27 protein-coding genes are annotated in these 23646 nt (G+C 37.1%); 4 read left to right on the top strand and 23 right to left on the bottom strand.

Translation table 11 applies throughout. The features are described 5' to 3' along the window. Positions 1-106: 106 nt before the first annotated feature. From B5Y67_RS07000 to B5Y67_RS06990, 3 genes are read right to left on the bottom strand one after another with little or no spacing between them, the layout of a single operon-like run. Positions 107-337, bottom strand: a complete 231-nt coding sequence (locus tag B5Y67_RS07000) for a hypothetical protein (protein WP_088225785.1) — start codon at positions 335-337, stop codon at positions 107-109. Then, entirely contained in the window at positions 321-1103 is a 783-nt protein-coding gene (gene istB, locus B5Y67_RS06995) for an IS21-like element helper ATPase IstB (protein WP_242975894.1), read from the bottom strand. The genes B5Y67_RS07000 and istB overlap by 17 nt, the downstream gene beginning before the upstream one ends. Further along, on the bottom strand, positions 1084-1812 hold the full coding sequence (locus B5Y67_RS06990; protein ID WP_088225783.1) for a hypothetical protein: 729 nt from the start codon (positions 1810-1812) through the stop codon (positions 1084-1086). The genes istB and B5Y67_RS06990 overlap by 20 nt, the downstream gene beginning before the upstream one ends. Before the next feature lie 230 nt (positions 1813-2042). On the opposite strand from B5Y67_RS06990, the gene B5Y67_RS06985 reads away from it, so the two are divergent. The 3 genes from B5Y67_RS06985 to B5Y67_RS06975 are packed head-to-tail and all read left to right on the top strand — an operon-like array spanning position 2043 to position 5274. Further along, a complete protein-coding gene (locus B5Y67_RS06985) occupies positions 2043-3284 on the top strand; it encodes a site-specific integrase (RefSeq protein ID WP_088225782.1) in 1242 nt (413 codons plus the stop codon). A gap of 5 nt (positions 3285-3289) precedes the next feature. Beyond that, complete coding sequence (locus B5Y67_RS06980) at positions 3290-4255, top strand: tyrosine-type recombinase/integrase (RefSeq protein ID WP_088225781.1); 966 nt, start codon at positions 3290-3292, stop codon at positions 4253-4255. Next, on the top strand, positions 4252-5274 hold the full coding sequence (locus B5Y67_RS06975) for a tyrosine-type recombinase/integrase (RefSeq protein WP_088225780.1): 1023 nt from the start codon (positions 4252-4254) through the stop codon (positions 5272-5274). Before B5Y67_RS06980 ends, B5Y67_RS06975 begins: the two co-directional genes overlap by 4 nt. Positions 5275-5331: 57 nt before the next feature. Here B5Y67_RS06975 and istA read toward each other — a convergent pair whose 3' ends face one another. From istA to B5Y67_RS06880, 19 genes are all read right to left on the bottom strand, one after another. Next, on the bottom strand, positions 5332-6054 hold the full coding sequence (gene istA, locus B5Y67_RS06970; protein WP_088225779.1) for an IS21 family transposase: 723 nt from the start codon (positions 6052-6054) through the stop codon (positions 5332-5334). Between the two features lie 599 nt (positions 6055-6653). After that, positions 6654-7448 (bottom strand): hypothetical protein, encoded by a 795-nt coding sequence (locus B5Y67_RS06965; RefSeq protein WP_088225778.1) that lies wholly within the window; start codon positions 7446-7448, stop codon positions 6654-6656. Beyond that, entirely contained in the window at positions 7448-8587 is a 1140-nt protein-coding gene (locus tag B5Y67_RS06960; protein WP_088225777.1) for a hypothetical protein, read from the bottom strand. Before B5Y67_RS06960 ends, B5Y67_RS06965 begins: the two co-directional genes overlap by 1 nt. A gap of 171 nt (positions 8588-8758) precedes the next feature. Continuing rightward, a complete protein-coding gene (locus B5Y67_RS06955) occupies positions 8759-9262 on the bottom strand; it encodes a hypothetical protein (RefSeq protein WP_088225776.1) in 504 nt (167 codons plus the stop codon). Between the two features lie 190 nt (positions 9263-9452). Beyond that, positions 9453-9875, bottom strand: coding sequence for a secondary thiamine-phosphate synthase enzyme YjbQ (locus tag B5Y67_RS06950; protein ID WP_088225775.1), 423 nt, complete (start codon positions 9873-9875; stop codon positions 9453-9455). A gap of 17 nt (positions 9876-9892) precedes the next feature. After that, positions 9893-10114 (bottom strand): YdbC family protein, encoded by a 222-nt coding sequence (locus B5Y67_RS06945; protein ID WP_088225774.1) that lies wholly within the window; start codon positions 10112-10114, stop codon positions 9893-9895. 18 nt (positions 10115-10132) lie between these two features. Beyond that, complete coding sequence (locus B5Y67_RS06940) at positions 10133-11062, bottom strand: HNH endonuclease (protein WP_088225773.1); 930 nt, start codon at positions 11060-11062, stop codon at positions 10133-10135. An 81-nt stretch (positions 11063-11143) separates the two neighbouring features. Beyond that, positions 11144-11611 carry a hypothetical protein gene (locus B5Y67_RS06935; RefSeq protein ID WP_088225772.1) on the bottom strand — a complete coding sequence of 156 codons (468 nt, stop codon included), beginning with the start codon at positions 11609-11611 and terminating at the stop codon, positions 11144-11146. A 110-nt stretch (positions 11612-11721) separates the two neighbouring features. Next, on the bottom strand, positions 11722-12744 hold the full coding sequence (locus tag B5Y67_RS06930) for a HEPN domain-containing protein (protein WP_088225771.1): 1023 nt from the start codon (positions 12742-12744) through the stop codon (positions 11722-11724). Beyond that, the gene (locus tag B5Y67_RS06925) at positions 12734-13366 is read right to left on the bottom strand and encodes a hypothetical protein (RefSeq protein ID WP_088225770.1); all 633 of its coding nucleotides are present in this window, start codon (positions 13364-13366) and stop codon (positions 12734-12736) included. The genes B5Y67_RS06930 and B5Y67_RS06925 overlap by 11 nt, the downstream gene beginning before the upstream one ends. Before the next feature lie 398 nt (positions 13367-13764). Then, positions 13765-14769 carry a type I restriction enzyme HsdR N-terminal domain-containing protein gene (locus B5Y67_RS06920; protein WP_088225769.1) on the bottom strand — a complete coding sequence of 335 codons (1005 nt, stop codon included), beginning with the start codon at positions 14767-14769 and terminating at the stop codon, positions 13765-13767. A 304-nt stretch (positions 14770-15073) separates the two neighbouring features. Beyond that, a complete protein-coding gene (locus B5Y67_RS06915) occupies positions 15074-15658 on the bottom strand; it encodes a nitroreductase (RefSeq protein WP_088225768.1) in 585 nt (194 codons plus the stop codon). A 122-nt stretch (positions 15659-15780) separates the two neighbouring features. Then, complete coding sequence (locus tag B5Y67_RS06910) at positions 15781-15975, bottom strand: YwbE family protein (RefSeq protein WP_088225787.1); 195 nt, start codon at positions 15973-15975, stop codon at positions 15781-15783. A gap of 221 nt (positions 15976-16196) precedes the next feature. Further along, entirely contained in the window at positions 16197-16769 is a 573-nt protein-coding gene (locus B5Y67_RS06905) for a GNAT family N-acetyltransferase (protein WP_088225767.1), read from the bottom strand. A gap of 213 nt (positions 16770-16982) precedes the next feature. Beyond that, entirely contained in the window at positions 16983-17522 is a 540-nt protein-coding gene (locus B5Y67_RS06900; protein ID WP_088225786.1) for a cysteine hydrolase family protein, read from the bottom strand. Between the two features lie 241 nt (positions 17523-17763). Further along, the gene (locus tag B5Y67_RS06895; RefSeq protein ID WP_088225766.1) at positions 17764-18006 is read right to left on the bottom strand and encodes a hypothetical protein; all 243 of its coding nucleotides are present in this window, start codon (positions 18004-18006) and stop codon (positions 17764-17766) included. Between the two features lie 387 nt (positions 18007-18393). Further along, the gene (locus B5Y67_RS06890) at positions 18394-19146 is read right to left on the bottom strand and encodes a hypothetical protein (RefSeq protein WP_088225765.1); all 753 of its coding nucleotides are present in this window, start codon (positions 19144-19146) and stop codon (positions 18394-18396) included. A gap of 374 nt (positions 19147-19520) precedes the next feature. Beyond that, positions 19521-19784 carry a hypothetical protein gene (locus B5Y67_RS06885; RefSeq protein ID WP_088225764.1) on the bottom strand — a complete coding sequence of 88 codons (264 nt, stop codon included), beginning with the start codon at positions 19782-19784 and terminating at the stop codon, positions 19521-19523. Positions 19785-19903: 119 nt separating this feature from the next. Continuing rightward, positions 19904-20836 (bottom strand): DUF3784 domain-containing protein, encoded by a 933-nt coding sequence (locus B5Y67_RS06880; protein ID WP_088225763.1) that lies wholly within the window; start codon positions 20834-20836, stop codon positions 19904-19906. A gap of 235 nt (positions 20837-21071) precedes the next feature. Here B5Y67_RS06880 and B5Y67_RS24910 point away from each other — a divergent pair, with 235 nt between their 5' ends. Next, positions 21072-21350, top strand: a complete 279-nt coding sequence (locus tag B5Y67_RS24910) for a hypothetical protein (protein WP_140419068.1) — start codon at positions 21072-21074, stop codon at positions 21348-21350. 462 nt (positions 21351-21812) lie between these two features. On the opposite strand, the gene B5Y67_RS06870 is transcribed toward B5Y67_RS24910, so the two are convergent. Next, positions 21813-23000, bottom strand: a complete 1188-nt coding sequence (locus tag B5Y67_RS06870; protein ID WP_088225761.1) for a toll/interleukin-1 receptor domain-containing protein — start codon at positions 22998-23000, stop codon at positions 21813-21815. Positions 23001-23646 lie beyond the last annotated feature (646 nt).

Here is a 23646-nt window from a genome sequence, read left to right as displayed (position 1 = left end):
TTCACCTGGGTGACCTCCGTTATTTTTTGATTGGATTCTGTTGGCCAACAGTGCATCCTCTCAAAGCTTAACGTGAGGTCGTCTTTTTTTCAAAGCTCATTTTTTGTTACTCACAGGAATGCTCCTCTAAACTCATAAATTGATTCTCGTTGTCTCGAACTCGATATTTCTTGGTACCCCGATCATAAACATAGTTGGATTTAGTTCGCAGTTTCCTTTGAAATGCTAAATAATCCATGTTACACTCCTGGGTTATATATTCGATGGCAGCCCCTTTACCTTGGGAATTAAATAGCTCAACGTATTGATCGAAATGGGTGTTAGCGAGATTTTTCATTTAAATTAATCCCTTTCTTCTTTCCCTTTACACGATAGCTATCACCCGTTATACTGACGATATGGGAGTGATGGACTAATCGGTCTAAGATTGCAGTCGCTGCAAGCTGGCTGGTAAATACTTCGTCCCAATGGTCTAACGGTAAGTTAGTCGTTATGATGAGAGCATTCTTTTCGTATCTGTGGCGGATAAATTGAAAGAATAAGCTCTCTTTTTCTTTGTCCATTTTTAGGTAACCTAGCTCGTCGATCGCAATTAAAGGAATTCGTGCAAGCTTTTCAAATAGAAGCTTTAATTTTCCCTGAGTTGCTTGGGCTGCTAATTCGGCAATGAATAATTCTACAGCATTAACGAATAAGACCCTCTTTCCGGCTTCACAAGCCTTTATTCCAAGTCCTGTAGCAATGCAGCTCTTTCCAACGCCTGGCGGACCAATGAGGATAATATTCTCTTTTCGATCTAGAAATTCCAGAGTCGATAACTCTTGTATCTTCCTCATATGTTGGAAATTGTGAAAACTAAAGTCATATTCGTCTAAGGATTGCTCTTTCTCAAAGTGAGCTTCTCTAATAAGCTTAGCGATCATCCGACGTTTCTTTCCTTGTTCCTCATGCTGAAGAATGTGGAGCAAAAATTGCTTATAGTCCAGTTGCTCTTTCTTCGCCTCTTCAATGAGATCAACGTAGTTCTCACGAATATCTACCAGTTTAAATTGCTTGAGTATGGAATAAATGTACTGATCCTCCTTATCCATTGCTAGATTCACAATTGACCCCTCCATAGTAGGATAAAGCTCTTGTCAGTCCCGGATTTTCCGTGGTAGCCGCTGCAACCTCACAACCCATACTTTCAACTAAAATCTCTAGAGACTTATTTTTTAAGATTTCTTTAATCCCATCAATGGCATAAATATTATGGTCGATACAGTAATCAAGGATTCGATTGAGTATGGGTATTGTGTAAAGCTCCTGTAGCTTTAAGATTTGCCTCGCATGATAACTGGATTGTTCGATCACCGAAGCTGATTTTTCAAGGTATTCCGCGCCCCTTTCGAAGGTTGTGACAAATCGTCTTCTAATCTCTGGGATAGACTTTGGAACCTTTGCTTGAATCTCTTTATAGTGAAGATCATTACGTTCGACTTCATGGTTTCCCCACCTTAACTCATAATGATCAATGAAATGATCTTTCTTGTCATATATGAGGAGCTTGTAACCATAGACGATACGACATTTAACCGTTTTTCCTACATAGGCTACGGGAACACTGTACTTATTACCTTTTACACTAATCAATGAATCCGGGCTTACTTTACGTGGTTCAGGCTGAACTCTCATAAAACGTTTTGCCGGTAAAGGGAGAAGACATTCTTTTTCTTCTCGAAAAGCTTCTTCAGAAATTCTCCGAGTGGTTGTATGCATTACCTTGCACCATTCCTTCATAAAGGCTTTTCCTTTAGCATTAAGTTCGTCCATTGACGTGAAGGAATTTCCTTTGATGAATTGTTCTTCGATGTACTGAAACGGCTTTTCTACCTTGCCCTTCTTATGTTAATCTTTACGTAACAAAGGTTATGTTAAGACTTTCGTTATGTAAAGAAATCTAATTCCAAATGCAGAGATGCTCTGTTTTGGTGTTATATTTCTTTACATAATAATCCGGAAGTGTTACTCATGAATCAAAACATTAAAAGGGAGTTTGGTTTATGGTAACAGACGTTCAGGCACTAATTTCTTTATGCGATGATGAGTTAGTCAGTAGAGGGTATGTTGCTGTTCTGTACGGCAGAATCAAAGCGGAATGGGAAAAACTTATTAGCTGGATGAAAATACATAACTTCACGGATTTTTCTGAGTCGGTTGGTTTCCAGTACTGTGATGAAACCCTGGGAACCCATATATCAAATGAAAGGCTTAATCACGATGAAAAAATTCGACTCCGTGCAATTCGTATGCTAACTTCTTATCAGAAAGACGGGGATTTTGAATTTCGTACGCCGAGGATTGAAAGGCTATTTCTCGGTAATACAGGTAGTAACATGCATTTGTACCTATCCTACCTTCGTAATGTGCAGCATTTTTCCGAGAGCACAATCAGAAACAAGGAACAGTATCTCTACGAATTTTTCTGTTACCTAGAAAAGCATTCATTAACGCTTGAAAATCTTAGTGTTGAAATCATGGAGGATTTTTTTCGCACGTTGGATTATTCCCTCGCCTCCAGGCATAACTGCGGCTCAACGCTACGGATTTATTTTCGGTATGCCCATGATCATGGCATTACTGAAAAAGATAATTCTGTATTTATCTTGAAAGACAACTACAAACACCATTGTAAAATTCCCACAACATACGAGGAAGATGAAATTCGCAGGATAATTTCGTCCGTAGAACGCTCATCCGCCACTGGGAAAAGGGATTACCTTATTCTGTTACTTGCGGCTGAATACGGATGGCGATCCAGTGACATTGTGAATTTCCGCTTTAGTCAGATAGACTGGGACAAAAATGTCATCCGTTTCAATCAACACAAAACCGATATACCTGTAGAGTATCCACTGCTTTCTTCGGTTGGTAACGCTATTATTGACTATTTGAAGCATGGGCGTCCTCTAACTGATTCAGAAGAAATTATCGTATCGGCAGAATCTGCAAAAAAGGGCCGGCCACTTTCCACGCCGACTGTACATTCCATTGTAACGAAATACATGAAGAAGGCACATATTAAGAACTGGAAATCCAAGAAACACGATCCACATTCTCTTCGGCACAGCTTGGCAACGAATATGTTGAAAAAGAATATCTCCATGCCTATCATCAGTACCGTCCTTGGACATCAGAATACCGAGAGCACCAAAATTTATTTGAAGGTTGATACGGAAAAGTTGCGTCAATGTCCGCTTTCCATACCAGCGATGTATTCAAAGCATTACAAGGTAGGGAGGTAGGAAGCATGAGAAAACGCGAACTCAAATCCGTTTTTTCAATAGAAATGAATCAATATCTGGACTACATGGTAGCATCCGGACATAAGGAGATAAGTTATCTTAATTATTTACGGCAGTTTGACCGATTTTGTGTTAAACACAAGCTACTCCAGCCGGTCTTTACTCGTCAGCATGCAGTAGAATGGATAGAGAGAAAACAGAATGAAGCAAGCACCACGCACTATGCCCGGATCAACAGAGTTAAACACTTTCTGCTTTATCTCAGCCTTAGGGGTTATAGTGTTTTTGTAACGAGAGACGTTAATTTTAGACAGACCGATTTCCAGCCACACATCTATAGTGAAGATGAAATAGCACAGTATTTTCATGCTGTCGATACATATGAATCGTCCCGTAATCGCAAAGATGCTATTCAGTTTCCAATTCTGTTCCGACTTCTGTACTGTTGTGGGACAAGAATTAATGAAACACTTGGCATTAGAAAACAGGACGTGGATCTTGAAGACGGCATAATCAGACTGTTTGAAACCAAGAACGATTGCGAACGCTATATCGTCTTAAGTGATGAGTTAGCAGCCATGATGCGGCAATATGCAGAAAAATGCTTTTATCTTCTTGATGATAAGGAATATATATTCACAACATCCAATGGAGGCAGATTGAGTGGTGATGTTATTTACGACTACCATAGGTTGTTCCTTCAGAAGGCGGGTATCCCTTATCTTGGTGGAGGTAAAGGACCAAGGCTGCATGACTGGCGTCATACTTTTTCTGTGCATTCCTTCAAACAGATGATCGATGCAGGGCTAGACATGTATGTGGCACTCCCAATCCTATCAACATATCTTGGACATAAGACGATCTATGCCACTGAACGGTATGTTAGGTTAACAATGAGCCTGTACCCGTATATTGAAGAACGTTTTAAAGATAAAATGGACAAAGTCTTCGGAGAGGCTGGGAAGCCATGAAAACGACTGACTTTGCCGTATATTTGAATAAATACTTTACGGTTTATCTGCCCAACGAAAATGGTAGCACGCCAATGACCATTGACTCATACAGATACGCGTTCTTACTTTACTTGACATACATGTACGAAGAACGCCGTATATCTGCAGATAGGATACAAATAGCTCACCTGACCTATAAGAATGTTTTACTTTTCCTAGAATGGCTACAGGAGCAGCGGCAAAATAGTATAGCGACAAGAAACCAACGGCAAGCCGCCATTAACAGCTTTGTAAGATTTCTTATGTACGAGTTTCCGGAGCACTTAGATGAATACCAGCGTATTCTTGGGATTCCTATAAAAAAAGCTCCACAGAAAGAAATATCCTACATGAAAACAGATGGGGTTAGGTTGCTCATGGTTCAGGTGGATGTTAAATCATCAGGCGGTCTGCGCGATTATGTCATGTTGTCTCTTCTTTATACGACAGGTTTGCGTGTCAGTGAACTCATAAACATACGGGTAAAAGACCTCTCCCTTCATGTACCCTACACACTCCTAGTTCACGGAAAAGGGCAAAAAAGTCGTTATGTCCCCCTTATGAGAAATATCGTTCCTTTAATACAGAAATACCTGACTCAAGAGGGATATGACAAGCAAGAAAAGCTGAACGAATGGTTGTTTAGGAATCATATGAATCAACAATTCACGAGACAGGGTGTTAATTATATCGTCAGTAAATATGCGAAACGTGCTCGTGAAATCAATCCGGAGATAATCCCAAAGGATTTCAGTCCGCACAAAATGAGACATACAACTGCTATGGGTCTCGTGGATTCAGGGGTAGACTTGATTTACATACGAGATTTACTTGGCCATGTCAGTGTTAAAACTACAGAAGTATACGCAAAGGCTGATGTAAGGCGAAAACGTGAAGCGATTGAAGCTGCCAGCAAAGAAATTGTTCCATTAGAGGCAGCTGAATGGGATAACAATACGGATTTAAGACAATGGTTAAAAACGTTTAATCGAAAATGATTATGTAAAGAAATTTTGTTAAGGCTTTCGTTGCTGCAAGGTTTTACCTGTAAATCTTTACATAACAAAAGTCTTAACATAACCCTTCGTTCGAGCCCTGTAGGGGTTACAGGCATTTAATTCGGTTCCTAAATGGGTGGCCAGTCGTAAGGCATCAATATTGAATTTTGGGGGAAGACCTTGTTTATTCTCGATGACTAGAGCCTTTGGGTTGTCAATCAGTAGTTCTTTTGCAACGCCTCCAAATGAGCTAAAAAGATCTTGAATGGCTTCGTAGATAGCATCTCCATCAACTGTAAGTGAAAACACGATGTCTTTTACCCTGCTTGATGAAAGGATCATCGAAAAACAATAGACTTTTGTAATTTGATGGTTGACTACAATAGTGTACTCAGCCCAGTCGAACTGAGCTTGATCCCCAGGAGGTGTTTCTATTCTATCGGTAGCAATGCTATTAATTTTGCGCTTTTCATCCTTAAGAATAGTAAGGTATCTGTAAACTGGACCAATGCTACCGGTATAACCTAGAAGTTTAAGCTCTCGAAAAATCCGAGTTCCAATGAAATTAAATTCTGGTTCTAGGTACCACCTTCTAATCTGAGTTTTATAGCCGTCGATTTTTGTCGTGTTTACAAACCTCATATATTTGGGTTCTTCATCAAGTTTAATAAGCTTTTTGACGGTATTTTTGGACATCCCTAACTGTCTTGATATAGCCTTGATTTTCATGCCGCTCCGGTATAGTCGTTTTACTGCGATCCAGTCTTGCACATCTTTCATTCTCCCCCTAGATATCCTTTCTCTATGTAATTCCTGCTGACCGAGAAAGGATATCTTTTTATTGCGAGGGGGTCAATATTCAATGAAAGAGTGGGGTCAGGTTTCAGTATAAATCAATACCTAGATGAGAAGAACACTGTTGGCATTTTTGCCAAATAAAACAACCAGATTTATTTATTCTAGTGTGATATCTATTAAGCCGCCCTTGCTGTGGGGCGGCTTTTAAATTTTTTGGGGATATTTGCAGGTTCCTGAACAAACTGAAGGTCGCCTTCACAAATTATTTAAATAGCAGACAATGCCCCCACCGAAGTGAGAGCATTGATTTGGGCGGTTGTCAAGAAATATTATACCTTAGATTAAGATTATGGTTTCTATGTAATATTTGACGAAAATGCTAATAAAATATCCCAAGATAAGAAGAGGAGGTTCGGCCAACATTTTGGGCCTAACCTCTTATTATTCATCTCATACCTTTTGCCGATCAGATACTTGCACGTTTCATCCTTATCCCTCACCACACCTTTATCCCCCACTGTCTGCGGTACATATTTATGCATCCCATACAAGCCGTGTGCTGAGCGGGTGACAATAGTTAATCAAATAACCTTATTTCCATACGATAGAAGTCCCTTATCAATAAGTAGTATGATTAGTTGTGATAAAGTCGATAGAACTATTGAAATTTCGCCAATCAATTTTAAGTCTTCCAGTACTGCCTCCTCAGACATGCTTCTTGTTGTAAAAATCATAGTTTTATTATTGATCGCTTCATTACGATAAGGCCACCTAGTTACAATCGGAACCTCACCAATTACAAAATCAGCCGGTATTGGAACTAGCTCCTTAATATTATTTATTATATGACTACCATGTTTTATGGCATTATAAGTTCGTTTAAGTTTTCGATTCATAAAATCTTCACCTTGATCATCCAAATATGCTACGGCAATTCGATTTATTAACTCATTCATACTTTCAAGTTGTAAATCGCCGTTATCGACAATTTCCTCCATATCTTTTATCTCTGGTAAGTATAAAATTTCAGGCAATATAGGGTTTCCTAATTTATACAAGTTATAAAATTCATTTGCCTTATTATCTCTCATATTAATGTAACAAGTAGCTATACCATCTTTTTCACGGTTTCGAATAGAAAAACAAAAACGTCCAAGAGTCTCCATTGCTGAAACTACTTCAACAAGTATCTTTACCCTTAGAACCATTTGTATTCGTGGACGATCATCTAATGCAACCCTTGTGTCATTAGCTATTCGCTGCGCCTCATGATAAAGGGCCGTTGCCGTATATTGATGCACCCAAGCACCTAGGCTATAAAAGTCAAGCAGCATTTTTCGATCAAGTTCTAATATCATATTGAAATCCATTTTCATTATGTAAACCTCCCAATCGTAATAAATGCATCATTTACTATTTTTAAGAGTTTTTTTGAGTCCCAGGGCTCTTCATTCTCTCTCGGTAATCTTATTACCTGATCTTCATACCATTGAATAAGAAATTCGATATTCCCGTTAGCTGACGTTCGAGACCCTATATAATATAAGATTGGGTGGAAATCCTTAAATCTTAAAGATGGATTATTCCTACGTGCTGCTAAAATTGGTATCATTGTACCTCCTGAATAACCAAGAGGATTTTTAAGCAAATAATTTAAAGACGTTTCTGTTAAACTTAATAATGCAGGTTTTTCCAACATATTGCAGATTGTTTGAACTTCTTCATAATCTCGGCAATTCCATAGAATCAATCCCAAGTCATGTATACTACAATTCTTTGTTAATCGATTATCTTGCTCAATTGCCTCTTTTAATAAACCTATACCTCTTTTATTATCGTTTATCAAAAAATATAGTTTTGCCAATTCGTATTTGATTAAAGGCACATTTTCCGTAATGATTAACGCTCTTTGGAGCCATGTAATTGCATCATGCCGATAATCATTATTTTCATTGTGCGACGGCATAGGTGAATTCAAGCTTCGATAATTAAAAATAGTAGGTTCGAATTCTTTGCTCCGATCGATCATCCTCCATGCCCATTCACATGTAGCTTTTGAAAAACGCATACCTATGCGTTCAGCTGCTAGTGGTAGCCGTGGTTGAATCCTTAAGGCATTTTCCATGCATTCGGCTGCTTCACGTATATCGCTTTTTTCTAATCCTTCATTGTACTCAGAAAATGCGCGTAAGTTCCTGGACATCTCATCATCCATTTGTTTTTGCCAAGTTTCTTTTTCCATTGCTATCGCTTTATTTATTTTTTCATTAATCGAAGTTAGTGAGTATAATCCGATAAGTCCAGTAGCTATACCACCAATAGTCGCTAAACCACCTACGATTGTAGCCAAGCCTGCTAGTCCTAATTGGCTTAATGCTAATGGTATATGAAAGAATAAACTCGCTATACCCAATACGATAATGGAAATTATCAGGGATACTGCTGAAACCCAACCGATACTAAGTAACCTATTGATACCAGTCACCCCGTTATCATTATTATTTAAAATTCTCATCTAATCTATTTACACTAATCAAAGCTCCCGGTTTCTTCAGCCCCGAAAGGTTCAGCGCTTCCAGATGATTAGCCGCAACGACATGAACTTTTATGCTAGCCTGTCGAGTGGCCATGGACGGACAGGTTGGCCATCTTGTGACGATGTATTGCTTGTAGCACTACATATTGGTTAACTTCTTTCTAAGCCCATTTCTTCATACTTTGTTTTTAAATCTAATGTCACATAACCTTTTTTCTCTTTAAAGTTAGGACTATATCCAGACCACTCAAAACAATATATCCTTGGCTCTGCCTTAAATCTAATCACGTACACTTGCCGAGTTCGAGGTTTAAGTTTTTCGATAGAAATAATTATTGAATTTCCTTCAAAGTGTATGGTCGGTATGTATAATAATGCTCCTATAGCACCAGTAATTGGTTGAGCCTTAAATTGATTTAACCCTTCTGTTTTAATACATACCATTGCATCTTGCAAAATGGTTTTTCTATCTTCGTTTCTGATATTAAATTCAATTTCCCATTCATTATCATTCAGATTTTTTACCGTTTGAACTTCTAGGTTAATATCTTTCACCATTTTTGGACTCGAAATAAAAGCAAAATATGCTGCAATTATTGCTGCAATAGCACCCACAATTGAAGAAACAGCTCCAATGATTGTCCAGCTTTCCATTTTGTACCTCCAACTTCGTGAGAAAACATTATTTACTCAGCTGGTGTTAATTCAAAGTTCTATAATAATAGTCAACATTTCTTCCATCCTCGTTTATCCTCACCCACCCTAATAAGAGCCGGATAACATCCCACCGATTGAATTTTCGCTTGATTACTAAACCGCCAACACTCCCAGGAAAACAGCCATTTCAAACGTCATAATCGGAATCCTGCCATTCCAGCAACTTAACATAACAATTCCGCTCCCTCGGACCGTCAAACTCACAAAAATATATGCCTTGCCACCGGCCTAGGAGCAACTTTCCGTTATTAACAATCACAGTTTGAGATGACCCAACAGTACCCGCCTTCAAGTGAGCGGCGGAGTTACCCTCAATGTGACGATCTTTTGGAGTATCCCATGGGTAAATCTCATCAAGTCGCCGAAGAAAATCTTTCTGCACATCCGGATCGGCATTTTCATTAATTGTTATTCCAGCAGTTGTGTGGGGACAATAAACTACAACTAGACCGTCCTGGATATTTTGGGTAGTCACAAAGTTTTGTATTTGTGCCGTTATATCAATCATTTTATCATGCTTTTGGATTTTAATATGTATCTCTAGGATCATTTTGGTTCCCCCGCGACTTACAGATTCATCCCATCCAACACATCTCTAAACTTCTTAAGTTCCTCTTTGGTAAGTGTCACACCCTTGCCCATCTTAGTGTGATCGGGTGACCACTCGCGGATATCATACTTCGGTTCTTTATCATTCCAGCTTATAAGGTTAAGTTCCTTTTTCCAGCCCTTTGCTGATTCTGAGAGAACACCGATTGTTTCTTTGATTTCGAATTTGATGTCTGGCATTAATTCTCCCATATAAACCTAACCTAAATAAACATTTTCGTTATGCCATTCGAGATATTTAGGATCAGGTAGCTGCTCCCTTCGTTCCGGCAGAATAATTAACTTGCTACCATGATGAGCATAGTATTCCTTTCCATTACCAAAGTCTTCTTTTATCCGATGGCTAACCTCAATAGTTAAATTTTTATTGACTGTAATGTATCCTCTATCAAACAAAGTGTGAAAATCTCTTCGAAGAAGCAATCCATTATTTATCTCATGAGGACCGTCCATACTGTATGGTTTTATATGCGCTGCTTCCAGAACCGGCAAAGTTTTTTCTCCAGTGATTGCACATCGCCGCTGGTAAGCATCAGTAATTAGTACTTTGAATGCTCCTTGGCCTATTCGTGGTTTTATAATCTGCTCTTTTCCGTATCGATTTTGAATACTGGTTTCCTTAACACTATATTGAATTATATTTAGGAGCCTAAGCTTTTCTTGTACTTGTTTATATAGAGCCAAACCGATTGTTTCAGCGGTATCATATGTTTTACCCTGTACAATATTTGAACTCCAATCTGAAGGGACTGGAATCCAGTCCTGCTCGTCAAGATAGAATGGCATAGAAAGAATGATACATCCGATGAATGGGTCAGGATCAGAGAAGCGGTTCGTCTTTTTATATTTATATATTCGGTTATTCAATTCCAAAAGGTTATTGGCACCATTAGCAATACCGAAAGCATCCCAAGCTAATGAAGCAGATAAAAGGGAGAACTTAAGAAAAAATCCTCCTCCAACAATATAATCCTTGGGGCTGTGAAGCTTGAACAAAAAAATATCACCTTGATTCAAAGCCTTAAAATTCGCACGACCTCCTGGCTTCCAGAAGTTCACTTCATCGCAATTTGCTTGTTTCAAAGTTTTAAACCAGCCATAATCGGTAATCCCAACGTACATCTTCATATGAAATCGCTTCCTAACAAAAACTGAGTTACACCTTTTCCCTTTTAGAACAATTTAGTAACCATTTTTCGAATACATGTTTTACTTTAGACCGTGCCGAATGCGATAACCATTTGGTAGTGGTAGACTGGTGCAATCTAACCCCGCTTCGCTACAAAATTCAGCACTCATCTTTTTTACTATTCTTTTATTTCTCCAACTTGCTCTCTTTTGTATATCTAATAATATTTGGGCAACTGTAACGTCATCTAAATATCTAAATAAACCAGATCCCCACTGGCCATTCTCAGGTGAATTTGTGTTGTTATAGTAGTCCCAGAAATTTAGCAATTCTTTTTTTGAAAGTGCAATTCTTAGAGATTTGTCCGCCTTCAAATTACCTGAATAATCAGCATCTACCTGATTAACTTCAGATATCCGAAAGAGTCCAAATATTACGCGATTAATTTCCGGTTCATTTGGGAAGCATGTTGTGTATAGACATATTTTTCCTTCTTCTGCATTTCGAATCGTTCTTGGGAGACCAGCCTTTTCACCATTATGATTCATACCGAAACTAGATAAGGGGCGGTTGGCTAGATCTTACCCCCATTGGATCTTCCCTATTGGAACGTGCGACCTGCCAGGACGAACTGTGAATATGTTGCTGCAAATTCGTACTACATATTAAAATTAACACGCTTATGTTCATTAAGATCTATTCCTTGTTGTCCGATTTGGTAAAGAATATTACCATGTAAATCAGTAGTAATATTTTTATTTTCTGAAAAAATCACCGGAAAATACTCCCATAATTCTTTTGTAGACTGTATTCCGTGATACAAACCAGTTATTGCATATCCTTGTAACCTGGGAACTGTTATAGTCAATACTTGCTCATATTCATAAAGTTTGTCTTGTGAAATATCCCACTGCCTGAAGCCTGAATGAACAATATTATTTCTATAATCCCTCATTTCATCAAATTTACTTTCGAAATACCTTCTTCCATATTCATAGTTAGTATGGTCTTTTATTCTATTAAGAGTTTCCCTTGGTAAAAATATTCCAACTCTTCCGTATGGAAAACCAACCGCTTGCATTAGTTTCCCAGTAATATTCTCTTCTTCAACCTTAGCTAATGTCTCTAATGCAAACCATCGAAATAAGCATCTAAGCTGTAAAACAGTTTCTAATCTAGCTCTTCTTAACCAATGGTTGGATCTAAATACAGCTAATTTAAGCTCTGAGTCAGGAAAAGTGAATAACGCTTGAGGTTCGTCAATATTCTCAATATCTCTATTGAATATGGCAAATATAGGGGAGGGCCCAAAGGACTGCGCCGGTAAGCGTGGACTCTCCCAGTCAGTTACTAGGTTTTTAATGAAACCGGCAGACCGTAGAGGAGTCTGCGCTTGACCATATGTCCAACGGTCTACGCAATCTAAAACCTGCTCAAACTTTACCTCTGCAATTTCGTCCGCTTCAAAAGGATTTTCTGCTTCTGTTATGACAGTAATTCTTTGCGCTAAGTCAAGACCAATCTTTTCCTCAAACGCTTCACATGATTGCCCTAATAGCAGTGTTTCGCTTGGAAAATCATAACGACCAGGTCGAATTTCTACATCTCCATATCCTTTAGATGCAGGAAGAACTATACTTTTATCCCCAATAAGCCTTGTTACTAAAAATTTATCCATCATAATTCACCGCTCTAAACTTTAATGCATTGATTAGTCTTTCTATACATATTTGTTTGGCAATTTTATTATCTAGCGGATTAAACTCAGTTAGAAATTGCTTACCTATTTCCGTGCTAAACACGCGAGAAATCAATATCCAATTCCTACTAGTTAAGGCTACTTCTAAAACAATCATAATTGTAAAATTATCGATATTATTATTATTTATTAATAAAGCCGCTTTCTCCGCTTTGTATATGTAGCCGCTAGCTAAGTTATGTATTGCAATTGCGCGGTTAATATCATTATCGTTCCCAAGGCGACATATCTCCTTAATTGCTTCAGATGAAGTCCATAAATCTCCGCGTTTAGCAGATGTGTACTGTAATTTAACCCATACTTCTTTGTCATCTTTATTATTTAGTAAATGTAGCTGGAAATAGTAAGATGCTTCTAATAATCTACCTCCAAGTAAATAGAACATGCCGATATGATATTTATTTCTACAATGTTTTGATTTGCAGATATCTTCAATAATATCGCGAGGTATACCTTTTTGATGAAGTACATTCAATAATGTTTTGAATCGTTCTTCACCATTATGACGTTTGTATTTTCTTATAATTGAATTTAAATCGGACAATTTATTTATTCTCTCCTTAAAGAACTACATCAGAACTCTAAACGATTTCCGCCATGGTAGAGATGTCTCTTACCCGGCATACCCTCACAGATTACAGAATGCCAATTTCCCACACCAAGCTTTTCGGAAATTTACTTAAAAAACCACCACACCGCCAGGTAGGCCGGAGGAATTCCATCTCCAGCTATAAGTGCCACCTTCCAGTAACCCATCACACATTACTCAGACTTGACCACTGGCTAGGCTTTGTCAGGGCGGTTATTTCAAACCTTCTTGAACTTAGCAAGGCGCAAGTGGGAGGGACATGGTATCAATGAGATTGGTCGAATAAAGTCACGAAACGCTATAAACATTTTTTTGCTAGAAATACTGTTGATGTCACCGTCCCTCTACCATAACTACATCCATTTACCATTCTTAAAATATTCTTTTTCATAATGCCAAAGAAAATTATGCACATATGACAAATTGAATTTAAAAGGGTTTTCAAAATAAGGAAACAAATCAGTACAAACTTTATTGAAAAACAAATATTCTCTAACCGTTTCAACTTTTAAATTAATATTAATAAGTTCAAATCTGAGCATAGACTTAATAGCATTATCTTCAATAACTGTGTATTCATTTGGAAACAATCCTGATATTATTTGCGTTATAAAAAAGAATCCGCCATACTCAACGCCGTGCTGGGAATTCTTACCTATTGCCTTTTCTAAACGTTCCTCAATGGTTACTGTGTCATCCTTTAACCAAGCTAGCAATTTTTTAAATTTATTGTAGTCCTTCGAGATATTTGACAATAGTGTTGTTTTTCCTCTTGAATTCATAGTATTTTTATCAATAGTTCCCATTAAAAAGTCCTTATCCTTTATTTTACTATCATCCCAAAAAGCTACGTTAAGGGCATTTGTAGATACGTTGTGCCAAAGGCTATCTTCATAAATTGCGCCTTTTGTTTTTATACTTACTTCAAAATTCCTTATAGCCTCGAATAAGTATGGGGTAATACTAACTTTCGTGGGTCTTTTTAGGAATTCATAATGTGGTAATGTTGGTTTGTTTTCTAATTTTAGTGAGTCTCCTTGCGCAACTCCAGTCATAAACCAATTATATATATTCCCATTTGTGCAGCAAAAGAAAGGAGCGTTAATTCTCTGTGCATAGGATTCGGCCTGTGGTATAGCAAAGTCAACAGAGGTATCATCACATTCTTTTACTTCAACTACGCAAAAAGGTATCTTTATATTAGATTTAAAATAATAACAAACATAATCCGCCCAAACCACTGTTTGTCCAACTTGTATAGGTACTCTTCCGTAGCCTTCGATGCAATCATCCTTAAATTTACAATCGTTTACTAAGCTTGGATAAACCTTATTTAATGCAATATCTACCTCACTCACGCGTATTTCTCCTTTTATCAACCTCGTTGCGAATTTCTCCTGTTAGAACAGTTCTTGTCCTATCTCTGTGTCTTAAATATCAATTGCGAAATTGTGTAGAATTAATCATTAATTTTATTATACTACTGCATCAGGACAAATTGTTGCGAAAGATATCAACCCCTCCCGTTTTTGCCTATATAAGTAAAAATCCAGAGCAACACGCCCTGGATTACATTCCCCGCAAAGCCGTTTAGTTTTTAACCCCGCTCTCGCAGGTGGGGATTTTTAGTCTTACCCTAGCAATGGAGGCATGATTCTTAAGTCATTTTATAATATGAATAGTACCGTCCTTGCGCGGTGAGGCGCTTGATTCCTTATCAATATATCCGATTGCAGCCGAAGAGCAGATAGTATGCTCTTTTGGAATTCCCAACTCAAAGAGATATTCACGCAATTCACGATCATTCCGCAACCAGTGCAACTGATTAATATAACAGCTTCCCAACCCAAGCGAATGCGCAGCCAAGAAAATATTTTCAAGTGCAAGTGAACAGTCTGCCATGGCATTTTCATAATTCGGACGATTAGAAGCAATTATGAGCGTTGGTGCATGATAAAAAAAATGGCAATCTTCTCTTTGTGCCATAGCTTTAACTCCAAGCTTGCCTGGATAATCGTCATCAGGAATCCAATGTTGAAATCCTTTTTTCAACAATTCGTTAATTTTTAACAGAGCTTCTTTGTTCTGAACTGCGGTAAACAGCCAGCTTTGGCTATTACTTCCACTAGGCGCCCATATAGCTGCTTCCAGCAGAGCTTTTAGTTCTTCTTCTTTAATCTGCTGTTCCTGAAAATTACGTGTGCTTCTCCGAGTACGAATACAATCGAGCACTTCATTATGAATCATATTATATCCTCCTGTCACAAATATAAAGTATGCCTATCAATGCAACTGTTTCTTCCTGAGCTTAGCGGTGCGCAAGCAATAAGGTTAATGTTATCATTGACCGGTTAGAATTAGGCAAACGTTTATGTGAGAATTCGCTTTACTCGACCCACTATTCCACTCTCAAGGCGAACTTTTATTCCATGAGGATGTGTCGGCGAATTTGTTAGAATGTCTTTAACAACACCTTCAGTTAATTTTTCCGATCTTTGATCTTGTTTTTGAACTATAAAAACGTGTGTACCTTGCCTGATATTTGCACGATTATTTCCATCCATTACTATGACCACCTTGTATTTTAATCCATTTGACCTTTGGTAACCCTGCATCCAACTACATGCCTCACCCACCTTCTTCCCCGGTATCCACCATGCAACCACATCCCATCCTGCGGGATTGATGAAGTTCGGTGGGTTGATTGCTGGGGTTTATTAGGATTTGGGATTGATGGGTAGCTGCAGTGTTGGGGGGCTGAGGTGAGCAGAGTTGAAATAAGACCTTACACGATCAAATTTCTCTCAAGTTCTAATATAGCAAATGAGTCATTGGTAAACACTTTATCTCCAACATATTTTGTAATTTTATCAAACCCCAATTTATTCCAGAAATAAATTCCACTCCAATTTCTAAGTGTTACTCCGAGTCTTGCTTTAGAAAAACCTAATTCTACTATTTGTTTTAAGAATTCAGTCATAACCTCTTGCCCATAGCCCTTGTTTCGGTAATCTTCACAAAACAAAAGAGTCCCTATATAGACCACGTCTTCTTGAGGATAACCAAGATAAACTTCTAAAAACCCCATGATTTTTGAACTTTTCTTATGAATCATGGATTGTATTTTATAATACTTTTTCATTCCACCTGGCGGTAAATTCCCTTTGCTAAAAGCATTATGTATATAATCATTTGTGAATTCTTCGTTTCTTGTCCAACCTTCCGTACTTTGAGATTGGATATATATTTCCTGTAGGCTATCTATATCCTCAACGATTGTGTCTCTAATAATTATTTCTTCTGTTTCCCAGAAATCTAACACGGCAACCTCACTATTGGTTAACTCTTTTCTAACCACTTACTTTCCTCCCAAAGTCTCGAAGATAATACCAGCTTATATCCGTAACGTTTATTTCCATCCCTCATCCCTAAACACTTCACCTATCCACCAGCCAACCACATCCCATCCTGCGGGATTGAAGGAGTTCGGTGGTCTGACCGGTAGCTGAAGTTTATGGGGATTTGGGTTGATAGTTAGCTGGGGTTGAATTTGATTTCCAGAATGTGACTTTCAAGTTGGCATGGTTAATAGTCTCTTAACATCCTCAACTGGTATGACTTCTGCGAATCGTTTATTCCAAATTTTGTAATTATAAAACTCATAAAGTTTCTCACCGGATAGATAATCATTATCAAATGTTGTATTTGTTTCTTCAGGTATAATTATTTTATAATCATAATCAAAAGCGCTTTTACAAGTAACGTCAATGCAATATTCTGTTTGGAGCCCAACCAATATTATTGTATCAACATTCTTCTTATCCAAATATTCTTTTAAACCAGTTCTGCGAAAAGCGCTATTGTAATGTTTTTCGATGATTAATTCATCACCATTAGGTGACACTTCATCATAAATCTGCCATCCATGTGTCCCATTCTCAAGTTCTGTACCCTTTCCATCATCATGTCGCACGAACAAAACTTCTTTTTGGTTATCTCTTGCGGTTATGATTAGGTTTTTTATATTTTCTATTACCCTTTGCTCGTTATAAGGATGCTCATCAATCAAAGCATTCTGCACATCTACCACTAACAAAACTATGTTACTCATTTTTTTGCTCCATTCTAGAAAATCGCTCATGTTATGCATCCCCACCACCTTCCCCGATATCACCAAGCAAGCTCATCCCATCCTGCGGGATTGAAGGAGTTCGGTAGGTTGATAAGCGGCTGGAGTTTATTTGGGGATTGGGGGTTGAGAGTATTTGGTGGCTGAAGGATGGCATGGATGGAAAACAATGCTGCTTTTCTTTGCTGAGGCCAAATGTTATAGTCCTCGCCAATTAGTGCAATTACCTATTAAATCCAATTTTGCCAAATAAAATAGCAGCAATTATTAACAAGCGAAATGCCTCCCAATATGTAATTTCCCTGATATTAAAAATCCTTGTTATTGTTATATTCCACAGCCACATGAGAACACCACTAAATACAAACAGTAACACAATCCATGCAAGTAACATTGAAAACATACCGCCCATTAATCCAAAATCAAAAGTCGTCGGACTAGGCCCACCAAACTGGATACCATTCATAATCTAATTCACTCCCTTAATCCTGAATTGGTTCTAACAGTTCGAACAAAAAAAAACATCTTTCTCATTCCCAATTCCACACCTTTGGGAATATTCCTCTTGATTTGTAAAATTTACATAACAAAAAACCGGAACTCAACCATGCGCTCCGGTAAGAAATTTCTTTCATCCAAGTTCTATCGAAGTTACCACCCAACCTGCAAAACCAGCCCCCCTCCCACCTTCCCCTATCCACCAGCTAAGTTCATCCCATCCTGCGGGATTGAAGGAGTGCGGTGGGGTTGATGGGGGGCTGGGGTTTATGACGAGGCGGGTATTTGGGGGAACGGGTAGCGAAGAAGTGGACGTGAAAATTTGGATTAGGGGATGGAGACGGAATTAAAACATTTATTCTGGTCTGCCAACAGCAATACATTTCATGCTACGCAGGATCTTGATGGCATCACTGGGATTGTCCTGCCATTCAAGCCGATACCAAATAGAATTATTCACCTGCCAGAAGATTTCTGTAATAGGATGGTTTGCACCAGTATAAAGAAAATATAGTTTCCCTGGGAAGTCCGTAAGAGCTTGTCCATTTCTCCCGATAATATCAGTGATTTGAGTGGCGGAGCCTATGGTGCTATCCACTCCATTGCCAGCTTGAGCCGCTACAAAGTAACTCCACTGGCCAATTTTCCATGAGATTCCGGTACCGCCATTAACAGTAGGATCGATAATATATTCCTTTCCTTCAACTCCATTAGGAAAGTTGATGGTCTTTACTTCTTTGTTTTCCGTGGTAAACTGCTTTTCTAACGGCTGTTCCGGAGGATTTCCGATGTTACCGGAAAGTAATCCGGCCCACATACCAGTACCGGTTCTTTGATTTGGACTCCACTGGTCGATTTCTATTGTAAATTTATTCTTGCTTGTTTCGAGATTAAGGTGCCACTTCTTGCCCCGATAAGGAGAAGGAAGGTAAGAGGGCAAATAAACCGGAAAATTAATGGTTCGTAATAATTGACCAGCAATCGGCTTAAATGGGAAAGCTATTTTCAGTAGTGTTCCATCTGCAGCTATAAATGCTTTTGTATTCATAGATAAGATTAAGATAATTATCGAAGTAAGAATGACTACAGAAGTTGATTTTGTTTTCATTGCACTTTTCACCCCAAGAAATAGACATCTTCAATACACTTCATCACTATTCTTCCCCATCCACACACTTCCCTCCCTATCCCCCAGGCAACCACATCCCATCCTGCCGGATTGAAGGAGTTCGGGGGGTTTGACGGGGGGCTGGGGGTTTATGGGGATTTTGGGGATGAAGGGATAGCTGGGTGGTGCAAGTGGCGTGGGGGGATTTGATAACAGAGATTATGCAAGAATACTGCTGATTTGGGTTGTCCAGGTTTGGCTGACGGCGATGAATCTGATAATTACATCGAAATCGCAAATCTGGCAAAAGAGCTATAATCCATGAGTTCACTCAACGTCAGCCTTCTTGAATCATTATTATATGCTTAGAAAATCTATTTCTTAATATCTGAATTCAGTTCATTAAATAGGGTTTCCGTTTTTGATTTAGATTGACCATTTAAAATAATCAGTTCAGATGATGTCTTTATATAAATAAATGGTGGTTTAGAAGTGTCAACATATAAAGTTACATTACCAATATCTGAAGAGAACTCACCTTTTAGAATAGAACCCACACCATCAAATCCATTAATCTTTGATTTAATCACCGGAAGATCATTCTTTAATTGTATATTTTGAATATCCGCTAGTTTCACGTTTTCACCACATAGTGTAGAAATATCTAAACTACCATTGCTAACAGCATAGACAGGGGGGCTACTGCCTAAATATAATGAAATTCCAATTATGAAAGCTATAATAATTACAGATCCAATTAAAATAAAATTTTTTTATTAAGCTTCTGCTTATCGTTTTCAGATAGTTCTCTATCATAGTCAGATTTCAAGCAGTATTTATTCATGTAAATAATTGTTATGATTATGGAAAGAAAAATAACAATTAAAAAGGTGATAACATCAATTATTGAAAAACCTAAAGCTAATAGCCCTATCGCAATTACCATTAACAATATTCCCGTTGCTCGGGTTAACTTTTTCCTGTCATATTTATTTTTCTCTTCCTTATTTATATTATATTCGCATAAGTTATATCTCACGTATAATTTTTCCCATACAAATTTAAATGATTGCGGTATATAAGCGATTAAAATGAATGATGATAACCAAGTCAGATTTATATTAAAGTAAGCTAAATTTGTACTATGATTCAAAATTATTTTCGGAAAGACACCAACATTAATGTTTCCTGTTATTAAAGGTAACCATAACATTATTACAAACAGCATAAATTTAAAGTCTAACTTCAAAACAAGTCTATAGACTAATACGTATATTAGCAAAAAGAAAATGTATATTTTAAGAAAAGCAAAGGAATATATTTCACATTTATTACTAACAATAGCGAAAATATAAAAAACAAAGTAAACACTAAATGGTATTAATAAGTAATCGCATATTAATTTTTCAACTGATTTTAAAAAAACTTTTTGATAGCTTCTTGTTTTCTTTTCTTCAATTCTTATTATCTTTATAAATATGAGAAAACATCCAATTAAACCTGGGACCATCCATAATTTTGATGTTCTTATTGTTTGCATCATATAAATAAAAACTTTGTAATTTATCGCAATAATTATTATCATCATTAAAGATATAATAAAAATTTCCTTATTTTTGATGATAAAATTCTTTAAAAACAGAATAACAATTATTAATAAAAGCAACATATCGGCATGAAAAACCTGCATTTAACTACACCTTTTCTAATCTAGATAGTTTCATATTTTTAGCCTGACAGGTTATTGATAGGCTATTTTTGGGGAATAAAATACTGACCCTAATATATAGAACAATTTTTTATCCATTTTTATTTTCTCCTCAAGATTCTGTAACCGGAAAATTTATTACCCAATCCCTCTATCTCCCCGGTATCCAGCCAGGAAAGCACATCCCATCCCGCGAGATTGAAGGAGTTCGGTGGGTTTGACGGTGGCTGGAGTTTATAGGGATTTGGGGCTGAGGGCAGAGGAAGTGCTTGGGGTGCAAGGGCCTTTAAAATCGGAAATATGCCAAAATAGCCAACTAGAGGTTGTTGCAAAAAGTCTTTATACTTTTGGGCAAAAAGACCATTTACCACAGTATGGGCATTTTAATAATTTGGAACCTCCCATGATATGTAGCCCTAGAATATATTGGAGAAAATTGATCTTAAAAGTTTCACCACACCTACTACAAAGATATTGCAAACAAGAAACCTCCTAACGATTGCTATCAACCAATTTACAGCCTAAGTTCAAAACACTCCACTGTGTGTTAACTCTCATCCAACGCATCCCTACGGCTCTCCGGTTCGGTTATCCACCAGGCAACCACATTACATCCTGCGGGATTGAAGAAGTTCGGTGGGATGACTGGGGGCTGGGGGTTATGGAGATTTGGGGTTGAGGATAGCTGGGGTCTAGCGGGATTTGTCAAAGGAGATGTGACCTGGATAAGCCAGGAAGGCAACTCATAAAACCTCAGCTTTAGCTTCTAGACGATATCACTGCAAAAATCGGCCTTTCACAATTACTCTATTGATTTCCTCGTTTCCTAAGAGTCGCTGGGTACGGCTTTGACTATCGTTCTCATTTATAGTTATATTAGATTGACATCTTTTTATATCCTTCTTACCATATCCATATACATCTGTAGTGAACTATGGCTAAGCAGATTACATTATTTTCATGAACATTCAAACAATTTTATGTTCTTATAATTCTCGTCTTGGAACCATAGATCGTTTAATTTATCTATGGAATAACTATTAATTGAAATATCTTCTTTACTAATTGCATAAATCGGTTTATTTGATTGATAGGCGTAATTTAGTTCATATTTTACCCATTTTGATTTCATAGAATGTTCCGATAGAACGAGTATAATTGCTTCCGATTGTTCAATTCGTTTTTCTATTACTTTCCTAGTAGCTAGTCCAACCAAATTACGTTTTAAGTAGTCATTATCATTTATCCAATCACAATAGACATTTTTCTTCCTGCTATTTAATTCTCTGATCAAGCATTGGATTTCATTAAAGTCAATACTACTGTGCGAAATAAAAAAATCATAAGCCTTTATTCTTTGTTCTTTAGAGTTTTGAATCCTATATTCAAGTTCTTCAGGTATTTCACTAATATTGAATCTTTCATTCATATAAACATCTTTTAATAATTTACGTCGTTTCTGATTCTTACTTGGAATACGCATATACTTCTGTTTTCTTAATACTGTATAATGACCAAGTTCTTGCAAATGATAAAAGGCCATCTCTCGTAACTGTCTATTATATTCTGTTTCTACTTTCTTTTTGAAAAATACAACTACTTTAGGGCAATAATATTTTTGTAGTTCTTTAATTATATAAACTCTATCTTTTTGTGATGTTGTTTTTCTATCATATAATCCCATCAATTCATCAAGAAAAAATGGTTCAATTTCTTGCGCTTTTATTTTTGCTTTCGAAATTTTCTCTTGTCTCTTTCTAATTTTAGGATCTCTTTCGTTCTTAAACTTCTCTTCAGCTGATATTTGCATCCCATGGTTAAAGCCATTTTTATGTGAATAAATATACTCTTTTGAAAACAGCTTCCTGGTTATATTCAAGCTTTCAATTAATAAGATCGGTTCCATCATTGCATATCGAACTTTTTTTCTTAATGCTTTTAGCTTTCGATCTTTAGCACAATAGTAACAGTATTTTTCGTTTAATATTTGCCACTCAAAAGGATAATATCTTTTTATTAATGACACTATTGTTTCTAAGCCATATTCTCTTGGCAAAACAACGCTAATTTTGTTCACATAATTGCTGAGATCTTTTTTAATACTCTCAAGTTCTTTTGTATACATATGTTTTGTAAATCCCGACATTTGGCGTACCCTTCACCCCTCACTGTCTGTACAAAACCCAAATAATTGCTAACCCATTTAAAATATCTCTTCTACCGGTAATGTTTCTTCTGAAAAACCCCTGCATCATCAGATATTATAAAGGACAAGGAGTTATCGCCACGTGAAATTCAACTCCATTAGTACTCTTTAAATCAATATTTTTATGACAAATACTTTTCATGGTGAATTGGTTCTGGTTTTTTCCAAAAGCCCAATGCACCTCCCATTTCAGGATAGTGCTGTAGTAATTTCTTTATATTTATACAAACATAACCAAAATTTTATAATTACTAATACTTTCAGCCATAAACCATTTTTGGGTATCATTCCGTTTACTTTAAAGTACTGAACTACGCACACATTAATTTATAAAAATTCTAAATCAAACTTCCTTGGTTATCTCATAACTATCAATATTTTCTTGAATTTCATAAGCTTTTTCTATAAACTTTTCCACATCAATAATGAAATCATCCCATTTTACAGATTTTATATAACTACTGAAGTTTCGCACCTAATAAATCAGCTCTAATTCCGGCTTAATTGGGTCAAACAGATATAAAAATTCCGCATGAACACAGGGTTTTGGTATAATTTGATTGCGTACAAATCTACCAAAATTGAG

Source organism: Desulfosporosinus sp. FKB, assembly GCF_002196705.1.
Classification (GTDB): Bacteria; Bacillota; Desulfitobacteriia; order Desulfitobacteriales; family Desulfitobacteriaceae; genus Desulfosporosinus.
The sequence above is the reverse complement of the archived record's forward strand: the minus strand, read 5'-3'. Positions and strand labels throughout refer to the sequence as shown.

Excerpts from the sequence above, each read along its gene's own strand:
- B5Y67_RS07000 (WP_088225785.1), bottom strand. The coding sequence starts at position 337 with ATGAAAAATCTCGCTAACACCCATTTCGATCAATACGTTGAGCTATTT.
- B5Y67_RS06990 (WP_088225783.1), bottom strand. The coding sequence starts at position 1,812 with ATGGACGAACTTAATGCTAAAGGAAAAGCCTTTATGAAGGAATGGTGC.
- B5Y67_RS06985 (WP_088225782.1), top strand. The coding sequence starts at position 2,043 with ATGGTAACAGACGTTCAGGCACTAATTTCTTTATGCGATGATGAGTTA.
- B5Y67_RS06980 (WP_088225781.1), top strand. The coding sequence starts at position 3,290 with ATGAGAAAACGCGAACTCAAATCCGTTTTTTCAATAGAAATGAATCAA.
- B5Y67_RS06975 (WP_088225780.1), top strand. The coding sequence starts at position 4,252 with ATGAAAACGACTGACTTTGCCGTATATTTGAATAAATACTTTACGGTT.
- istA (WP_088225779.1), bottom strand. The coding sequence starts at position 6,054 with ATGAAAGATGTGCAAGACTGGATCGCAGTAAAACGACTATACCGGAGC.
- B5Y67_RS06965 (WP_088225778.1), bottom strand. The coding sequence starts at position 7,448 with ATGAAAATGGATTTCAATATGATATTAGAACTTGATCGAAAAATGCTG.
- B5Y67_RS06960 (WP_088225777.1), bottom strand. The coding sequence starts at position 8,587 with ATGAGAATTTTAAATAATAATGATAACGGGGTGACTGGTATCAATAGG.
- B5Y67_RS06955 (WP_088225776.1), bottom strand. The coding sequence starts at position 9,262 with ATGGAAAGCTGGACAATCATTGGAGCTGTTTCTTCAATTGTGGGTGCT.
- B5Y67_RS06950 (WP_088225775.1), bottom strand. The coding sequence starts at position 9,875 with ATGATCCTAGAGATACATATTAAAATCCAAAAGCATGATAAAATGATT.
- B5Y67_RS06945 (WP_088225774.1), bottom strand. The coding sequence starts at position 10,114 with ATGCCAGACATCAAATTCGAAATCAAAGAAACAATCGGTGTTCTCTCA.
- B5Y67_RS06940 (WP_088225773.1), bottom strand. The coding sequence starts at position 11,062 with ATGAAGATGTACGTTGGGATTACCGATTATGGCTGGTTTAAAACTTTG.
- B5Y67_RS06935 (WP_088225772.1), bottom strand. The coding sequence starts at position 11,611 with ATGAATCATAATGGTGAAAAGGCTGGTCTCCCAAGAACGATTCGAAAT.
- B5Y67_RS06930 (WP_088225771.1), bottom strand. The coding sequence starts at position 12,744 with ATGATGGATAAATTTTTAGTAACAAGGCTTATTGGGGATAAAAGTATA.
- B5Y67_RS06915 (WP_088225768.1), bottom strand. The coding sequence starts at position 15,658 with ATGATTCATAATGAAGTGCTCGATTGTATTCGTACTCGGAGAAGCACA.
- B5Y67_RS06910 (WP_088225787.1), bottom strand. The coding sequence starts at position 15,975 with ATGGATGGAAATAATCGTGCAAATATCAGGCAAGGTACACACGTTTTT.
- B5Y67_RS06900 (WP_088225786.1), bottom strand. The coding sequence starts at position 17,522 with ATGAGTAACATAGTTTTGTTAGTGGTAGATGTGCAGAATGCTTTGATT.
- B5Y67_RS06895 (WP_088225766.1), bottom strand. The coding sequence starts at position 18,006 with ATGAATGGTATCCAGTTTGGTGGGCCTAGTCCGACGACTTTTGATTTT.
- B5Y67_RS06890 (WP_088225765.1), bottom strand. The coding sequence starts at position 19,146 with ATGAAAACAAAATCAACTTCTGTAGTCATTCTTACTTCGATAATTATC.
- B5Y67_RS06880 (WP_088225763.1), bottom strand. The coding sequence starts at position 20,836 with ATGCAGGTTTTTCATGCCGATATGTTGCTTTTATTAATAATTGTTATT.
- B5Y67_RS06870 (WP_088225761.1), bottom strand. The coding sequence starts at position 23,000 with ATGTCGGGATTTACAAAACATATGTATACAAAAGAACTTGAGAGTATT.